17 protein-coding genes are annotated in these 16,028 nt (G+C 41.8%); 7 read left to right on the top strand and 10 right to left on the bottom strand.

From position 1 onward, the window contains the following. Positions 1-99 precede the first annotated feature (99 nt). Together H6G28_RS32895 and H6G28_RS32900 are read right to left on the bottom strand one after the other, a co-directional pair. Positions 100-1,242, bottom strand: coding sequence for an IS4 family transposase (locus H6G28_RS32895; protein ID WP_190677231.1), 1,143 nt, complete (start codon positions 1,240-1,242; stop codon positions 100-102). Between the two features lie 939 nt (positions 1,243-2,181). After that, positions 2,182-5,841 carry an nSTAND1 domain-containing NTPase gene (locus H6G28_RS32900; RefSeq protein WP_190677233.1) on the bottom strand — a complete coding sequence of 1,220 codons (3,660 nt, stop codon included), beginning with the start codon at positions 5,839-5,841 and terminating at the stop codon, positions 2,182-2,184. Between the two features lie 122 nt (positions 5,842-5,963). Here H6G28_RS32900 and H6G28_RS32905 point away from each other — a divergent pair, with 122 nt between their 5' ends. Together H6G28_RS32905 and H6G28_RS37545 are read left to right on the top strand one after the other, a co-directional pair. Beyond that, positions 5,964-6,350, top strand: coding sequence for a CU044_2847 family protein (locus H6G28_RS32905; RefSeq protein ID WP_190677235.1), 387 nt, complete (start codon positions 5,964-5,966; stop codon positions 6,348-6,350). Between the two features lie 387 nt (positions 6,351-6,737). Beyond that, positions 6,738-6,869, top strand: coding sequence for a hypothetical protein (locus H6G28_RS37545; protein WP_277883276.1), 132 nt, complete (start codon positions 6,738-6,740; stop codon positions 6,867-6,869). Here the strand turns inward: H6G28_RS37545 and H6G28_RS32915 are convergent. The 4 genes from H6G28_RS32915 to H6G28_RS32930 form a co-directional block, all read right to left on the bottom strand. Continuing rightward, positions 6,852-7,916: a ParB/RepB/Spo0J family partition protein gene (locus H6G28_RS32915; RefSeq protein WP_190677237.1), complete on the bottom strand. Its 1,065-nt coding sequence runs from the start codon at positions 7,914-7,916 to the stop codon at positions 6,852-6,854. The two genes, H6G28_RS37545 and H6G28_RS32915, sit on opposite strands and share 18 nt — an antisense overlap. Further along, the gene (locus H6G28_RS32920; RefSeq protein WP_190677239.1) at positions 7,913-8,668 is read right to left on the bottom strand and encodes a ParA family protein; all 756 of its coding nucleotides are present in this window, start codon (positions 8,666-8,668) and stop codon (positions 7,913-7,915) included. Before H6G28_RS32920 ends, H6G28_RS32915 begins: the two co-directional genes overlap by 4 nt. A gap of 99 nt (positions 8,669-8,767) precedes the next feature. Beyond that, positions 8,768-9,214 carry a type II toxin-antitoxin system VapC family toxin gene (locus H6G28_RS32925; protein WP_190677241.1) on the bottom strand — a complete coding sequence of 149 codons (447 nt, stop codon included), beginning with the start codon at positions 9,212-9,214 and terminating at the stop codon, positions 8,768-8,770. Then, on the bottom strand, positions 9,211-9,450 hold the full coding sequence (locus H6G28_RS32930) for a hypothetical protein (protein WP_190677243.1): 240 nt from the start codon (positions 9,448-9,450) through the stop codon (positions 9,211-9,213). Before H6G28_RS32930 ends, H6G28_RS32925 begins: the two co-directional genes overlap by 4 nt. 344 nt (positions 9,451-9,794) lie before the next feature. On the opposite strand from H6G28_RS32930, the gene H6G28_RS32935 reads away from it, so the two are divergent. Next, on the top strand, positions 9,795-10,085 hold the full coding sequence (locus H6G28_RS32935) for an AAA domain-containing protein (RefSeq protein ID WP_397330353.1): 291 nt from the start codon (positions 9,795-9,797) through the stop codon (positions 10,083-10,085). Between the two features lie 14 nt (positions 10,086-10,099). Here H6G28_RS32935 and H6G28_RS32940 read toward each other — a convergent pair whose 3' ends face one another. From H6G28_RS32940 to H6G28_RS32955, 4 genes are all read right to left on the bottom strand, one after another. Continuing rightward, positions 10,100-10,651: a hypothetical protein gene (locus H6G28_RS32940; RefSeq protein WP_190677245.1), complete on the bottom strand. Its 552-nt coding sequence runs from the start codon at positions 10,649-10,651 to the stop codon at positions 10,100-10,102. Next, positions 10,648-11,154 carry a DUF4365 domain-containing protein gene (locus H6G28_RS32945; RefSeq protein ID WP_190677247.1) on the bottom strand — a complete coding sequence of 169 codons (507 nt, stop codon included), beginning with the start codon at positions 11,152-11,154 and terminating at the stop codon, positions 10,648-10,650. The genes H6G28_RS32940 and H6G28_RS32945 overlap by 4 nt, the downstream gene beginning before the upstream one ends. A 183-nt stretch (positions 11,155-11,337) precedes the next feature. Beyond that, positions 11,338-12,870, bottom strand: a complete 1,533-nt coding sequence (locus H6G28_RS32950) for a relaxase/mobilization nuclease domain-containing protein (RefSeq protein WP_190677249.1) — start codon at positions 12,868-12,870, stop codon at positions 11,338-11,340. After that, positions 12,845-13,258 (bottom strand): plasmid mobilization protein, encoded by a 414-nt coding sequence (locus H6G28_RS32955; protein WP_190677251.1) that lies wholly within the window; start codon positions 13,256-13,258, stop codon positions 12,845-12,847. Before H6G28_RS32955 ends, H6G28_RS32950 begins: the two co-directional genes overlap by 26 nt. Before the next feature lie 101 nt (positions 13,259-13,359). On the opposite strand from H6G28_RS32955, the gene H6G28_RS32960 reads away from it, so the two are divergent. The 4 genes from H6G28_RS32960 (at position 13,360) to H6G28_RS32975 (ending at position 15,904) form a co-directional block, all read left to right on the top strand. Beyond that, a complete protein-coding gene (locus H6G28_RS32960; RefSeq protein WP_190677253.1) occupies positions 13,360-13,548 on the top strand; it encodes a hypothetical protein in 189 nt (62 codons plus the stop codon). Between the two features lie 311 nt (positions 13,549-13,859). Then, positions 13,860-14,357: a hypothetical protein gene (locus tag H6G28_RS32965; protein WP_190677256.1), complete on the top strand. Its 498-nt coding sequence runs from the start codon at positions 13,860-13,862 to the stop codon at positions 14,355-14,357. 125 nt (positions 14,358-14,482) lie between these two features. Continuing rightward, positions 14,483-15,148 carry a hypothetical protein gene (locus tag H6G28_RS32970; RefSeq protein ID WP_242054720.1) on the top strand — a complete coding sequence of 222 codons (666 nt, stop codon included), beginning with the start codon at positions 14,483-14,485 and terminating at the stop codon, positions 15,146-15,148. Positions 15,149-15,301: 153 nt separating this feature from the next. Then, positions 15,302-15,904, top strand: a complete 603-nt coding sequence (locus H6G28_RS32975; RefSeq protein WP_190677260.1) for a hypothetical protein — start codon at positions 15,302-15,304, stop codon at positions 15,902-15,904. Positions 15,905-16,028: the final 124 nt, after the last annotated feature.

Genomic DNA, 16,028 nt, shown 5'->3' on the forward strand with positions numbered 1-16,028 from the left:
CAATACCAATACCATCTGTACCCTGATACCGTTTAAAGGCAATTTTATTCCTGTAATTCGGGGAGAAAGTAGCGAAGCTTTCAAGGGGCGACAAGCTCCCTAAAGTGCTTGCTGTATAAGCTCCATAGCCCTTAAACCTCGCTGATAATATGCTTGCTTATTGCGAATAGAACCGACCAGTTCCTCGACCCATGCTCGACATTCATGCCAAGCAACTATCCAATTAAAACCATACAAACCTATCCAAAAATTGCTGTGCCTTTTTTCAGCTTTACTTTGCTCTTGGGAACGACAGACATAAGATTGTTGTCGCTGTAATTTAATTTTTTGACCTTGGAGCCAAGCACTCGTCATAGCTAAAGCAATTAAGAATATTATTCGTACAAGTCTATCGGGGCTGGCTTGAGAAGATTCTAGATTGTATCCACCAGTTTTACAATCTTTAAACATTGCTTCAATGCCGAAACGTTGAGCATATATTTTAAGGGCAGTGTTTAAGTCAGGTAAATTAGTTAATAAATACCAAACATCTTTTTCTTGTTTACCCCTGTACTTTCTTTTCCAGTAGACTCCTAAGTTAAACCGACCAAAACCTTGTTTTTGAGTAACCTTGACGTTGGTGTAAAATTGCCGGACACCAGGAGAAATCTCAATGTTACTTAAAGGCTGAAATTTTTGCCATTTTTGGCGGAAAGTGGTGTCCTTCTTTTGACGGAGTACAAAACCTATATTCTGCTTGTGTAGCCAACTTCCCAGTTCGATGCTATGAAATTCCCTATCCCCAATAATGACTAATTTGTACTTTTTTAATAACCGAATTACTGGGCGTAATACTTTTTGCTGTTCTTCTAGGTTACTGCTACCATCTTTCTCTAATAAGCACCAATATATTGGCCAAGCTCTTTTTTGGTAAATTACACTAACCATCAACACATTATTTTCCTTCCACTGTGTTCTATCCATCGCAATGGTTAACTGTGAACCTACTTGAAAGTGTTGGTTAATTATTGCTTCAATGATGGGAAACCACAACAATACTACACTCAAGGCATTTAGTGTTAAAAACCTTTGAATATGCCGTCTACGACTGTTTTGCTGTATAGGTAAAGGTAGAGTCGCTGCCAGTCTTTCTATTCTCACTTGTTTCTGATTTTGTAATAACCACACCAACATCTTCAGGGTGATTAATTGCGCCTTATTTAGGTATTTCTCTAAGAAGTTTTGGTAGAATGATGCCAGCATTATTGTGACGGTCTTAATCAAATTACGAGACCGTTCTTTTTTACCATTAAACTGTACCCTACAGGTAGCTGCTTAATAACTGTACAGTTCATTCTCAATAAGCACCCAATTTTTTCAAGGGTTATGTGCCTCCTAAACCTTTATCTGGCGGGGTTTATAGGCGATTGTCGCCCCTTGAAAGCGAAGCTGCTATCAGCCGCCATGCAACGGCTGAAACCGCTACCCAGAGAGAGTTTCATCAAAATTTTTCAACTTTTACCCTAAAATGAGATTTTGACCCATTGGATGCACACTTAAAGGTGTACCATTTAAACCTCACTGATTTTTACAGCCTGAAACCCGCATGGCTACGTTAATAAATGCAGTACCAAATAGCCTAAGCTTCAATTGGCACAACCAAAACCAGCTTTTTTAGCGATTTTCGGGTTAGAGAGCCATTTTATTTCTGTAATCCTTTTGTAGCAAGGGTTTCAGACTTTACGTGGCGGCTCATGACAGGCTCGCTACTTTTCCCCCGATTTGATTCAAAGTTTTAATTTGTGACTAGCGCGAAAGCCTGAATTTCCGTTAACTTTTTTCTAATTTATGGATCAAAATTTTTCTCACATTATGATTCAAAGCATAATAGCGATCGCTTACCATTGCTAAAAAGTTCCGATTTAAATTGGAGTCGGAACTAAGGAGCGAAAATTATGTGTCTTTCAAGCTTTTTTATTCACTAAAACCAAATCAAACTGGATTAAGTTCCAACTCTTTCAAACATCAAGCTTTCTTGGTCGGCAATGTAAAGAAATATTTCGCCAACAGCATCGGGATCTCGGCTCTATACCTAAACAAGCTAGAGGCATTGCTAGGAGATGAGTAAATCGGTATAAGTTGTCAAGGGAAGGCACACGGTGATGCCAAACACGATCGCACTCTCAAAACAATCCCTTTCCCTCATTTCAAACCCAATTTTTTCTTAAACTCATCATCATATTTTGCCTTTTCCCAATTTTTGGCAGATTTAACTTGCTCAGGAGTCAAGTTTTTGGCATAGTAAAGGCCAGTATTACTGAGATTGGCATTGCTTAAATTAACATCTTTTAGATCAGTATTGCTAAGGTTCAGATCGCTAAGATCGGCATTGCTGAGGTTAACACCAGGAGCAATCCTGAGCATTTCTTGATTATTAACGAAAAAATTATTGGGGAATTTTGTTTGATTGTTGTAAATAGTCCTTTTCTGTTTAGAACCTTTGAGGTTGGCAGAACCGTTCAAAGTATCGCCCAATTCGCTATTGTAATACCTAAATTTGGTGTTGCTAAGGTTCGCGTTGCTGAGGTCTGCATTGCTAAGGTCTGCATTGCTAAGGTCTGCATTGTTAAGGTTCACATTACTGAAATTGGCACCCGTCAGGTTGGCACCACTAAGGTGGGCATTGCTGAGGTTCAAGTTGCTGAGGTTAACACCAGGAGCAATCTTGAGCATCTGCTGAGTAGTCGGATCAAAATCAGTTGAGAATTTCGTGTCTTCGTTGTAAATAGCTCGTTCCAACTTTGCATGGCTAAGAAAAGCACGCTTATCCTCAATACCAAAAAGGAAATCATCTTGGAAATTCACACTCATAAGGTCAGCACCGATGAGATTGGCACCTCTAAGGTCAGCACCGCCGAGTCTAGCAAATTCCAAGTTAGCTCTACTGAGGTTGACATTACTAAGGTTGACCCCCCTGATGTCTGTAAAATTGCTGAGGTCTGCAAAGCTGAGGTCTGCAAAGCTGAGGTTAGTACCATTAAATTTGGCATTTCTGAGATTGGCACCTCTAAGGCTGGTATTACTGAGGTTGGCTCGCCTTAGATCGGCATTGCTGAGGTCTGCACTGCTGAGGTATGCACTGCTGAGGTCTGCAAAGCTGAGGTTGGCACCATTAAATTTGGCATTGCTGAGGTTGGCACCTCTAAGGTGGGCATTGCTGAGATTGGTGGAGTAGAACCCCCTGGCATTGCTGAGGTTGGCATTGCTGAGGTTGGCATTGCTGAGGTTAGTAAAACGGAGATCGACACCACTGAGGTTGGCATCACTAAGGTTGCTACCCGTCAGGTCGGCACGCCACAGATCGGCACCCTTCAGATCGGCACGCCTGAGATCGACACCACTGAGGTTGGCATTGCTGAGGTTGGCATTGCTGAAGTCGGTAAAACTGAGGTTGACACCTTTTAGGTTAATACGCTTTAAATTGACACCAAGTTTGACTAGTTCTTCAAGTGCCAGATTTCTTGCTGAACTATTGGCTTTTCCATCAGCAGCATCAATGATTGACCAATGTTGTCTTATTTTTATTTCTCTTGTAATAAAAAATCCCAGGAATACGACTAAACAGAGTGGAGCAATCAAATTAAATCCGATAAACTTAATACGATTATTCTGTTCGTGTTTCAAACTTTTGCTAATAAATTCTTCTACGAGGCTAGATAATGCTAAATTTACAGCTTGCTGCTTCTGAAACGCCTTAGCATCTTGTAATGGTTTTCTTTGAAGTAAATAATCCTTTGCCTTCCCCTTGTCTCGCCACTCCTGTGCCGCAGCTTCAATTTTGCGCTTCTGCCTAAGTTTATCCCGGTTCTCATCCAGCCATTTTCCTAATAACGACCAATGGCGAATCAGAGCTTCATGGGAAACATCTACCACCGCCACTTTACCAGATTTCGATCCTTTTTCAATCAAGGTACTGGTGACAATTAACTTCGCATCCGCCAACTTTTGAATCACCTTTTCTATTTCTATAGACGCGAAATTATTTCCTTCGGGAACACTTCGGGAACGCTTCATAAACGTCTTTCTCTCTACATTATTTGATTGCTGCGATGTAACCAAATCTCCGAGCAAAACCCGTCTACGAGTATCTTCGGTTCCCTCTCCTAGCTGCGTCAGTTCCAAAAAAATCCGTTTCGCTGCTAACTGTTCGTCTGGTAACAAATTCTCATAGATTTCAGTGGCGCGTTTTTGCAGCGTTCCCTTGACTCCACCCAGTCGCGTGTAAGCCGAAATTGTTAATTTCTCCTCGCTTCGCTGCTGCCAAAGTTCTGTTAACGTGTACTGTAATAATGGCAAACTTCCCGGTGAACCTTCGACATCGACAATCATCTGGTTAACTAGCTCCGGCTCGACTTGTAAATCTACCTGTTTAGGTGGTTCGGTAATTGCGTGTCTCAATTCCTCTTCTGTCATTCGTGTCACCGTCACCAGATTTTCCTGAATTTGCTGTGTTAATTCGCCATATTCTGCACATTTACCAAAAAAATCTGCTCGCATGGTCAACACCAAGAAGAGTTTATCCCCGCACCGTTGCAAACCAGCCAACAAACAATCGAAAAATTGCTGTCGTTCTTTCCTATCAGTACAGAGGGCAAACACCTCCTCAAATTGGTCTATCAACAAGACGACTCGCGGAGTACGAGCAACGGTAATTAACCGGGAAAAATCACCCTCACCAATCAAATCTTCTACTTCCTTTAACTGGGATGCGCGTTGAATATCCGATAAACTCTCATCCAAAAACACTTGTGCCAAACTCTGTAAGGGGTGATCGCCAGGTCGAAAAATCCTGATTTTCCAAGTCTCACTCCCCGATAACCGTTTACCTTGCTGCAATTGATACAGCAACCCCGCCCTCACAACGCTCGATTTTCCACTTCCCGAAGCACCCAAAACCGCCAAAAAGTTACCTACCCGCACTTTTTCTAATAACTGGTCTGTCAGCGCTTGCCGACCATAAAAATACTGGGCATCTTCCTGCTTACAATCAAAATATCGCAACCCACGATAAGGACAAACCTGACTTGTCACCGCATTCTCAGGGACTTCCCAGACTTCCGGAATTACTTCTTGGGTGCGGGTAAGGTGAATAATGCCGCCAGAATTAGCGAAAATCGGACGCTGCGGAAACTTGGCGATATTTTGAGAAATCGCATCAACTATAGTATAGTTTGTCACTCGTTGCTGATTTTCTCTCGGTTCTAAGGCTTGTAGCAGGGCTGTTGTGAAAACACTGTGATTTGTGCCAATTCCAACAAAAGCTGGCTCAAACTCCCGTGAAGCGGCAATAAAACACCTATCTCGACCTTTTCCCCTATCACCTGAATCGGCTTCGGCAAAGTTGAGTAACTCCCCACTGTAACAACAATCTAACCAAATTATTTGCTGCCGTACCTCGCTTTCCTGCAACAATTCCCGCAACCATTTCAACCGCAAACCCCAGTTACTCACATCTGGATTCGTATCGCTGGTGGCTAAAAATCCTTCTTGAATGCCTTGATTTTTCCGCAACCCATGACCGGAAAAATACAGAAGTGCCGTGTCAGGAATATTTCTCCTCTCCGGTTTAAATAACTGAACAATCGCATCTTCTAACTGAGTTAAAGTAACTTGGGCTTTCTGCCCCACCCGAATTGTATTATTTTGCTTATCCTTAACCGCAGGCAGTCGTTTAACGTTAAACTCGCCGTAGCCTTCCAAAAGTTTAGCTACTGCTTCTGCATCAATAGCTGGTGCTGTTAAATTACTCAGACGCTCGTAACTATAGGTATTAATGCCAACAACCAAAGCATCTCGACTCATAGCAACAAGCCTCACTTAGTTTTATAGAGTGATAATTTGACTTATAGTTTAAATTAAAAATTGCAGATTCTTCTGTTGTCTTCTGCGCGATCGCAAAATCCTGTAATTCAATCCAAAATCGAATGACTAAACTTACACCCATCCAACTAGATGACAACACGATTATCTACATCGAAACATCGGAAGAAGTAAATATTCCCTCTGTTGCTACGGAAGAAGAGGAAGAAGAAGCGTTAAATGAAAAGGGAATGAGTCCTGAAGCAATCCGCAAGCAAATGGCTCAAAATTTCCAAGCAATTCAAGGCACAATTCGCGCTTACACTGTTTATACTTTGAACGCTTTTAAACAAATGCCGATCGCAAGTGCTAATGTAGATAAAGTCACCTTAGAATTTGGGATCGAATTGGGTGGAGAAGCGGGAGTTCCTTATGTGACGAAAGGCACAGCCAAAAGCAATATGAAAATTACCGTCGAATGTTCGTTTCCCAAAAAAGAGGATGCTACATAGCTTCAACCTTTAATTATCATAACTCAGAGATGGAGTCATCATTATTAGTTCATAATTACTATTGTTTGTGATGGACACCAGCAGTATATCGACTTTGCCATTGTGATTTTAACCGCCGTATGTCCAAGTTTTGAACCGTATTGCCGAAGTGAATTGGAAGCATAAGCACGTAAAAACGACAATCTTATCCTTCCACCGACACTATAGTATTCATACTGTACATAGCGGCTGGTGACAAGTTCGCTATTTTTCTGCCTAATAGTATCAGGCGGAATTTTCATATTACTGTTTCTACGCCTTTCCGCGCTTCATTGCTTCCGCAATCATAGTATAGCAACCGCCAAAACGGTTAGGACAGATCATCGTATCTTCTAGGAACGAAAGCTAGTGTCAACTTCTGACAAGCAATGCCGCATTATTGCCCTGTTTAATCAGGCGGGTGGTGTCGCCAAATCGACACAGACCCATACTTTTGAATGCTCAACATCGGCTTTAGTCAGGTTACTCAACACCCGTTAGTGCCTCCAGTTGAACCAGCAGTTTCTCTATCTGCTTGCGTTTTTTAGGGTCTGACCAAATGCGTGATTTTTTTAGTTTAGTAGTCGCAGTAGTAAAACGCTCTTTATAATTTTTCGGCTCGGTGTTAACGGTTGAGGCTGCGGCTTTCTTCTCACTAATACGCTGTCTGATTTCGCTTAAAGACCAGTTGTGAGCAATAGCTTGTTCTAAAAAAGCAACGCGCTCATCCAACTTGGGAATCTGGGCGATCGCTCTAGCTTTGGTGTACTCAAGAAAGCCTTGTCTTAGTGCCTCAAGAATATCTTCGGGAAGGTTTAGCAAGGGCAGACGGTTCTTAACGAAAGATCCCCAAGTCATTAAGCCAAGTCCCTCAAATACTCCTTCAACAATTTTTAAATCAGTGTCAGCAAATGGCTCATGATTGGGGTCTAAATTAGGGTTTTCGATTTCGCCCATAACGTTATGGGTAGGTTTATCACCTTCGCTTTCATCCTCGCTGATAGCGTTATTATCAGAGTCACTTTCAACTGCGCCCATAACGTTATGGGTAACTGTAGATGTCTTGTTTTGTAAGCGTTGTAGACGATAGAGTAATGGGGGTACTTCCTCAACGCTTCGACCTAGTTTAAGAGCCAGCAAATGCAGGATACCTTCGGTTTCCTCAACTGGGTTAAGGTCTTCCCGCAGCAAGTTTTCTATCAATGCCAATTGAAAAGCTGCATTGTCGTCTAATTGCCTAATGACAACGGGGACTTCTTTTAAACCAATCTCTTGGGCGGCACGATAGCGACGTTCTCCAGCTACTAATTCGTGTTTTTCTCCATCCAGGGGACGCACCAACAGAGGTTGCAGGATGCCATGCTGTTTTATCGATTCAGTTAACTGCTTTAATGCTTCCGGGTCGAAGTAGCGGCGTGGTTGTGTCGCAGGCAGAACAATCTGGTCTAATGGCATGGATTGAGCAGAACCAGCATTCGATAAGCCTGTGGTGTCCCAAGGTACTTCAATTTTGCTTTTAAGGGGTTGGGTGGTTTTGGTACGTCTCATTTTAATGTTGATAAACTAAGGGCTATTTTTTTGAGGATTTGGACAGATGAGTGCTTTGGGTCGTAAACTGCCAGAGGCATTCGTTCCTCTGAGGCATCAACAAAAGCGGTAGAGCGCGGAATGGGGGGGAATATTGTTCCAGCGTTCGCTAATTGTTCAGTGATGGCTGCTAAGGTACGGGTGTCTTGAGAGTTACGGGCATCGTATTTTGTGGGTACAAATCCAGCTATTTGTAATTTGCGGTTGGGCTTGTTGCGGACGGTAGCAACAGTTTTTAAGAGTTCGCCTGTACCCTCAAAGGCTTTGAAATGGGTTTCCAGGGGGACAAGAACATGAGTGGCAGCTACCAGGGAGATATAAGAGAGTAAACCTAAGCTGGGAGGGCAATCTATCAGGATGAAATCATAATTCTCTTGGATTGGTTCAATGGCTTCTCTGAGGCGGAAATCGCGCATAGAAGCGTTAACCAATTGCATTTCTGCCGTAGCTAGAGAGATGTTAGCTGGGGCTAAATCCATGCCATGAATGCTCTCATGAATTGGTAGGGGTCGTTCATCGACAATTGCATTATTAACAGTTTCGTCTAAATCCCTTGGAACCAAGCCCATAAAGATAGTTAAGCTGGCTTGGGGATCTATATCAATGAGCAGGACACGATAATCCAATTGCGCTATTTGGTAGCCCAGGTTTTGGGTAAGGGTGGTTTTGGCAACACCTCCCGCCTGATTAAAAACTGCGATGATTCGGCTCATAAGTGAGTTGGTTTACTGCACCGTTACAGTTAAAGATAACTGTTGATGGGTAAATTGGTATTATTTATCAAAAATTATGATCAGATTAAATCCCAGTCTCTAGCTGGTTATGCTACTGGGATGAACAATAGTAATTCCTTCAACTTCTACAAAATCTTTTGGGTTTAAAGTCAGAATATGACTAATGTTATGGGCAAGCACTACGGCTTGTATACGTAAATCGTGGGTGCGTTTACCTGAAATCTTGTGAGTTGTAGCGAGGCTGAACCAAATGTGAAATATATCTGGTGTTTCTTCTAGCCACTCAAACTGATTTATTAGCATTTGCACCGCTCGTTTGGTTTCTTCTGGTGTCCATCCAAATCCATTTACAGCTACAGGACGGGTGGCGACAACCCAAAATTCAATTAAAACTTGAGATGTAATAAAACATCGATGGTTATTAGATATTAGATACCTGATTGTGCGCTCAACAAGATTGTAATCTGGTGAAGCTATATCCCTGGAACGTAACAGGATATTGGTATCTAATAAATAATCGGTCATACTTCATCATCGTAGATGTTTTCTCGACGCAGAGCTTCATCATCGAGGTTGGCATAGCTTTTTGGTGCTGTATCTATCCACTCCTGCCAAAGTAATAATCTCTCTGATGATGTTTGAGGTTTATTAGTTAGTAACGTTAGATGCTTGTTCCTCAGCTTTTCTTGAAAGAGTTTTTGCTCTTCGGGGGAGAGGTTTAGTACCACTTCTACGAGGGAATTAACAAGTTGTACATTCATCTTGACCTCCAGGATACTCCCACTATATTAGTATAGGACTCCTATTGGTTTAGCAAGGGAACAAATTGTAGGTGAAGACGGCGATTATTAGCCCAAACAAGTTGTTGACGAAAATACCGCAAACTACTCTCACTGGCATTTTTTCAAGTTTCAAGAACTCGTGGCAATTAGGCGGCGATAGCGAAGTGCTGGGCGGGGCTTTTATAAACTAGGCTTCCCACGAGTAAACTATTGCCCCGTCCCAGCACCGCCTAATTGAGCGCAGTGGTCACGAGTTCGTCGGCTCAACACTTCTATTATCGACTTAAACCTCAGCCCTGTTGCTTTTGCTCTAACTCTTGCTGTTGCTCCCACTTTCTAACAAAAACCTTGTTTCCAATAACATTATGAGCATTGGTACAGTTCACACGTTCCAAGGTGGTCAGAAATCAGTAATAATTTTCTCGACTCGCCAATGCCAAGCAACTGATAATCTTTGGTTTATCAATCGCAGACCTAATTTACTGAATGTAGCTGTCAGCAGGGCGCGAGAACTGTTTATTTTGGTGGGGAATTTGGGGCGAATTTCTGAAGGGGGGCATACGAGAGAGTTAGTGGAATATATTAGGGAATTTGGAGAGATGCGAGAATTTTAAGAAAGGCACTCTTTTTAAACTGCTGCTTGCTCAGTCAAAGTATTATATAAAGCAAAGCTAGTAATTTTTTTCAGCACAAAAGCGTCATTCTCCTTAATTAAATCTCCAGTACAAATGACTGGTAGCCTCTGGTGATAAGCAGTCCGCGCTTGATTGTATTCAGATTCACTCAGAGAAAGGTTAATTTGACGAGGCTTGCCGACAACAAAGCCAATAATTGAGACATTACTTGGATGATTTCGTTCTGCTACTCTAATCACCATCCCCTGGATAGAGGTATTGGATATTTTCGTAATCAAATCGCTTAAAATGTCTAACTGAGAGCGAACCTCAACAGTTTCTAGAATTGCCAAAATCTCAGCCATCCGCAGCGCATAAGACCTGATAGAAGGATTGAGAGGTAAGGTAATATCAAATTCCTCACCAGAATCAGTTGTTTTAATCCAAACTGATTCTTTAGTGTCAACCTGAGTTTCTTGATGCCAACCTTGTGCTTGCAGATAGGATGTTAATATCTGAGGGTCTAAATTAGAGAGAATATCCGGATCACGCACGGTAACTATCATATTGGTTCTCCTCTAGCAATTCGTTGCATTAGAGCTTGCAAAACTTCAACACTGAAAATATTTTGACGGGGTAAATAAACAGTGACAGTGCTTTGATTTTCAGTTGGTGGTTGACCGCGTATAGACACCCAGTAAGCACAACGCTTTAAGCAAAGCTCCGTTTCCGATTGTTGTAGCCAATCTTCTTGTAAATCAGGAACCAAGACAACGACCAACAACAGGGGGTCATCGTCGGGATTGTCGTTTCTTAATTCATCATAATTTTTTATTAAGAGCGGGAATTTAACAAAGTCCTGATCTAATAATTGTTGAGAAGTACATTTAACTTGCAAATCAATCCGAGTTCGCCGTCTAGAACCAGGTAAAGCAATTCCTGTAATGGTGACATCAACCCCTACTAAATCTAATGGTCTGGGTGCTATTTGGAATGAGTAACCCGCAGCAGACGCGACGGCATTAATGTAAGCATAGCTAAATTCTTCTTTCTGGGTAGTGATGTACATTCAAATACAATATCTTATCTAAATCTTAGTTTCGGAAATTTAAGAACTCGTGGCAATTAGGCGGCAACGCGGAGTGCTGGGCGGGGCTTTTATAAACTAGGCATCCCCCACGAGTAAACTATTGCCCCGTCCCAGCACCGCCTAATTGAGCGTAGCGGTCACGAGTTCGGGCAGCAACACGACTCATCGACTGAAACCCCTAGACCGTTGTTTCTGCTGTTCGATTTCTCGCTGCTGCGCTTCAATCAAAATCTCATTCCAAGTCCGCCCACTAGGTGCAACTCTTTTAGCCTGCGGTAGCATTTTTTGAACAACTTGGGCTGTTTGGTTGCCGTGTTCATCGTTATTAAATGCCAAAGAAATTCTATTCACATTCTTGAGCAATTCAAGGGGCAACGAGTTCGGATCATCAACAGCCATGTACATTGTTCTAACTGGTGGCTGTCCCTTGTGTGCATCCCTATCAATATGTGCAACTGAGAGTGCCTCAATTGGGGAATCACACAAGATAACTCTCTCGATTTTATCGTCAACCTCTCCACCCAATTTTAAGTGAAACCATCCCTGTGAGCGATCGCTATTTTCAGGGTACTCGATACACCGATTGTCTTCTCGATGGGTATCCCAAACCAGTGCGCCTGACTTTTCACCATTGAGTAAACGCTTAATAAATACCACACGATGCTGCTGCTGTTGGTCGATGTAACCTAAGCCCTGGCGTTGTAATGGCTCTACAAGAAAATTGGTTAAACCGCGTTTTTGAGTGAGGTAATTTTGCAATACTGGGCGTAAACTTTCATCTTCTGGTGGTGGCTCCCATTGAGTTTGTTTAAGTTCAATCTCTTGAAGAAACTTTTCTACCTGCTCAATTGGCAGTGGAACAGAAGGAATCAACAGAACTACGTTAATGCGCTCATCATCACGTTCTGGCTGGTAGTCAACACCACGATGTTTTTGCAAACCAGGAAAGGTATAAGCTGCACCTAACTGTGTGCCACTAAAAGCAACTCCATCTTTCTCATAACAAATGCCTTTTGACTTCCCATTCCTGGTAAATCCTGTCCTTACACTAATACCAGCTTGCTGCAACCGCGTTATAAATTCGGGCATCTGGGGATGATCAACAGATGCGCTGTCAATTGTCTGCTGAATCGACTCTTTAACACTGGATTCTGGTGGAGTATCACGCCTACCTTGCGAATATTCTTCTTGCTCTCGCTGAATGCGCCGAAATTGTCCTGTGCTTTGTGTCCGATTCAGTTTTTCTCTACTGCCTTGAACTTGAACTAAATCGTAGTCAATTTCAATTTGTCGCAGCACTTTTTCAGAGCGTACATAATCCCAGGAATCATCGACCAGTAACCCTGTGTCCATTCTGATTCTGCTGGCGGCAATGTGGATATGATCATCGTCGGTGTTTTCGTGGCGGAAAATAGCGTACTGATTGGCATCAAAACCCATCTCTTTCATGTAGCGATTGCCAATTTCACACCATTTATCTTCAGAGATTACATCATCCTTGGCTGCTGACAGAGAAACATGATAAACAACACGTTCGGCATCTGGGTTTAGTTGTCGAGATAGTCGAAATTCACTAGCTAATTCTCTGGGATTTCTGCCACTCATGTTACCGCCAATCAGCTTGGCATTTTCGCTGTTGTGCAAATAATCCAACAGCTTGCGAAAGCCTCTACCCTTCGTCTGCTTGCCAATCATCTTCGTCTTCCTCCTCTTCTTCCCAGTTGTCCGATTCGGTGTCAACTTGTGCAATGTCTCGTCTGCACTGGTGTAGTAGTTCTAAAAGTTCTTCTAACAGTTTTGGGTTGGCTGGTGGAGTACGCCCCATTTTTATGGCTGTGTTTGTGGCTTTGACAAGCTGATTTAAGTTGTTACCAATTTGTCCCAGTTCCCAATATGTTTTTAAACTAATCTTACTTAGTCGTTTGGGCAGTGGTCGCAGCAATCCATTACGCCTCATCAGTTCACTCGCTGACATTCCCGCATCTGCTGATTTCAACCGCAGCAAGTCTAGTTCGATATCGCTCAATCTCAGTGAGAACAAATGTTTTCTGACGAGTCTTTTTGACTGCTTGCGATTGACCATTTTTTGGCACAACACGAGGGGGGTTTTTTAAGGGGGTACTCCCCCTTGAACAAGCCGTCGTCCGAGCGCAGCGAGGTAAAGCGTCAGCTTTAAGACATGGCTTGCTTCTAGCCGCAATTTTGGGGGGAGGTTGCCAGCTTGGGGAGGCATCAGGCGGCGTAGCCGTTCTGCTGACCATCCTACAACCTACAGAGGGATATATCAACGGCGTAGTCGGAATTTTCAAAAATCAAGCAGGAGGTAAATTCTGGTTCGGCGTAGCCGTAATAGAAGAGGTAAATCCGGCGTAGCCGCTATATGAAAATTATAGATTCAGCGTAGCTGTAATAGTCAGATTTATTGGTACAGTTTGAATGAGAATATCAGCGAAGCTGGCACACAATAGAATAGTGAGAGCGAAGCTGTAATACAAAAGGATAATTCGGCGTAGCCGTAACAGTCGATTTTTTTCAAAGCATCATGTTGGGTAAAAATAGCGGCGTAGCCGTCACAGAAAAAGGCGATTCGGCGTAGCCGCAATAGTCAATTTTTTTGAGGATTTTGAATCAGATTTTTTCAAATAGTCGATAATTAACAATTAATTGGTATTCATGAGATAACAATGGCTGAACAGCAGAATTCAGAAGTAATTACAAAAGAAAAAATTGATAAGGCTATCGAACTGCTGAAGGGGCAGAAGCCAAAAGAGCGAGAGGATGTATCGGACAGGGAAGCGATTCGTAAGATGCAGAGATACATTGAGAAGCTGACTTCTGACAAGTACGGCTACACTTACGATGAAGTTTCAGAGATGCTGAAGGGGTTAGGGATTAATTTAACTGGCAGCAGAATCAAATATTTAGTAGGCAAGTTGAAGAAAAGCAGCCGTCGCCGTCAGAAGGCATCTGATAGCGGTGGTAGTACGTCAGAGAATGGGTCTACTGAAAATCAGTCAGCAGTTATTGAAAGCAGCGAAGCTGAAGAAGCCCCTGTAAAAAATACAAAGGGCAAGAAGAAACAACAGCCAGCAGCACAGGAGCAAGAGGAAGAATCAGAACCACAAAGCCAACCAAACAGGTCAACTTTTGTGCCAAAAATTTACAGTGATGACGAAATCTAAGCTAGTTTATGAGTAAAACAACTACTCCTCACTCCAAAAAAGCAGCAGTCAATAAAAGAATAGTGGTGTGTACCAGCGAGAAGGGAGGCACAGGGAAAAGTACAGTGGCTAGATTTCTCTTGGATATGTACTTGGCCCATAATATTCAGGTTGTAGCTTATGATTGCGACTTTAATAATCCGCAACTGTGGAGACACTATAACTCTTGTGTACCTGGGGGAGTAAGAACAATCAAATTCAATCAATGGGGCTTCAGCGAGATTTTAAAGAAGGATTTATCAACATTAAATCCTGTTGTAGCTTTAATGGATCTGCCGTCTGGAGTGGGGGAATATTTTCAGGACTTTGTTCAAGATACGAAATTGGCAAGCTTGGGCTACCGCATCACGATGGCATCGGTGTTGGGTAGAAGTAAAGACAGCATCATTCAACTCAAACGGTTAATAGAAACCTGTGGTAATCAGGTTGATTATGTGGTGGTCAAAAATTTGTACTGGGGTGAAGAAGAAGCATTCATTAAGTACAACGAATCTAAAACCAGACAATCTGCATTAGAATTAGGAGCAATTGAACTAAAGTTTATGAGGATTGTTGATTGGGTCTACGAAGCAATAGACGCGCATGATTTAACTTTTACAGCCGCCGTTACCCATGAAACATCAAATCCCACCACAAAAGCTAGGTTATCTACGTGGATACCACAGCAGGAATCAGAGTTAATTAAGGTTGGCAACTTTTTGGGATTTGAAAGCGCAAAACCCAGAGATAGAAACAATTTTAGGAAGACTTAAAAAATTATTAATAGAGATTAATCAGCCTAGCATTACTTTACTAACATGAAATTACTGTAAGTAAACAAAGAGAATTCAAGAGAATTTAAGATAATGCTAATTTAAAAGCTATAAATAAGAAAAAATGCTGTATATTAAGATGTTAAAGCGTGTATGGATAAAATTTTAGAGCAATCAATTAGCCAGTTATTAGCACTGATAACTTTTTTTGCTTTCCCTGCAATTCAATATCTTTTACTAAAGTGGACAGCCAGAAAAGAAGGACTACCAAGGCTGGGGTATTTACCTGAGTATGGATTTAGATTAGTAATTCGGAACATACCCAGAAGAAGATTTCTCAAGGAGATTAAATATAAAGTTTTTCTGAGAAGTTTGGTTCCGCCTTCTAAAGGCTCAACAGCGTACACCTTCTATGACACTGATATTATATGCAAAGAAGAAATTTTTGTCTTTCCAAATTCAGACCTAACTATGCTAAGTTTTCAATTAAATGGTTCTGAAGAAGAAGATATAAGTTTTGTGGTAACAGATAAACTTGGTAATAAAATTCAAAATGAAGTGTCAATTAAGAATTTTGAAAAACTAATTTGTGATTATTCGGCTACAATTGACAACTTTTTTAGCTTTGATATTAAAGTTGAAAAACGAGTTGTTATAGAATCATCCTCTTTAGTAAAAATGTGGAATGAAACTTATTTAGGATGTGAAAAATTCAAACCGTTCGAGGTTGACTACATTTTAAACGTTGGCCATTAGAAATGGCTAACTGTCCTTTGAATCATAATTTGGGAAAATTTTTGAACCATAAATCGAGAAAGAGTTAACGAAAATTCAGGCTTTTGCGCCAATCGCAAAATTCAACTTTGCATTCATACATGAG

This window comes from Nostoc sp. FACHB-190 (genome assembly GCF_014696905.1).
GTDB lineage: Bacteria > Cyanobacteriota > Cyanobacteriia > Cyanobacteriales > Nostocaceae > Nostoc_B.

What these genes read in the sequence shown, in the direction of transcription:
- H6G28_RS32895 (WP_190677231.1), bottom strand. Translation starts at nt 1,242, where the DNA reads ATGCTGGCATCATTCTACCAAAACTTCTTAGAGAAATACCTAAATAAG.
- H6G28_RS32900 (WP_190677233.1), bottom strand. Translation starts at nt 5,841, where the DNA reads ATGAGTCGAGATGCTTTGGTTGTTGGCATTAATACCTATAGTTACGAG.
- H6G28_RS32905 (WP_190677235.1), top strand. Translation starts at nt 5,964, where the DNA reads ATGACTAAACTTACACCCATCCAACTAGATGACAACACGATTATCTAC.
- H6G28_RS32915 (WP_190677237.1), bottom strand. Translation starts at nt 7,916, where the DNA reads ATGAGACGTACCAAAACCACCCAACCCCTTAAAAGCAAAATTGAAGTA.
- H6G28_RS32920 (WP_190677239.1), bottom strand. Translation starts at nt 8,668, where the DNA reads ATGAGCCGAATCATCGCAGTTTTTAATCAGGCGGGAGGTGTTGCCAAA.
- H6G28_RS32925 (WP_190677241.1), bottom strand. Translation starts at nt 9,214, where the DNA reads ATGACCGATTATTTATTAGATACCAATATCCTGTTACGTTCCAGGGAT.
- H6G28_RS32930 (WP_190677243.1), bottom strand. Translation starts at nt 9,450, where the DNA reads ATGAATGTACAACTTGTTAATTCCCTCGTAGAAGTGGTACTAAACCTC.
- H6G28_RS32940 (WP_190677245.1), bottom strand. Translation starts at nt 10,651, where the DNA reads ATGATAGTTACCGTGCGTGATCCGGATATTCTCTCTAATTTAGACCCT.
- H6G28_RS32945 (WP_190677247.1), bottom strand. Translation starts at nt 11,154, where the DNA reads ATGTACATCACTACCCAGAAAGAAGAATTTAGCTATGCTTACATTAAT.
- H6G28_RS32950 (WP_190677249.1), bottom strand. Translation starts at nt 12,870, where the DNA reads ATGATTGGCAAGCAGACGAAGGGTAGAGGCTTTCGCAAGCTGTTGGAT.
- H6G28_RS32955 (WP_190677251.1), bottom strand. Translation starts at nt 13,258, where the DNA reads ATGGTCAATCGCAAGCAGTCAAAAAGACTCGTCAGAAAACATTTGTTC.
- H6G28_RS32965 (WP_190677256.1), top strand. Translation starts at nt 13,860, where the DNA reads ATGGCTGAACAGCAGAATTCAGAAGTAATTACAAAAGAAAAAATTGAT.
- H6G28_RS32970 (WP_242054720.1), top strand. Translation starts at nt 14,483, where the DNA reads ATGTACTTGGCCCATAATATTCAGGTTGTAGCTTATGATTGCGACTTT.
- H6G28_RS32975 (WP_190677260.1), top strand. Translation starts at nt 15,302, where the DNA reads ATGGATAAAATTTTAGAGCAATCAATTAGCCAGTTATTAGCACTGATA.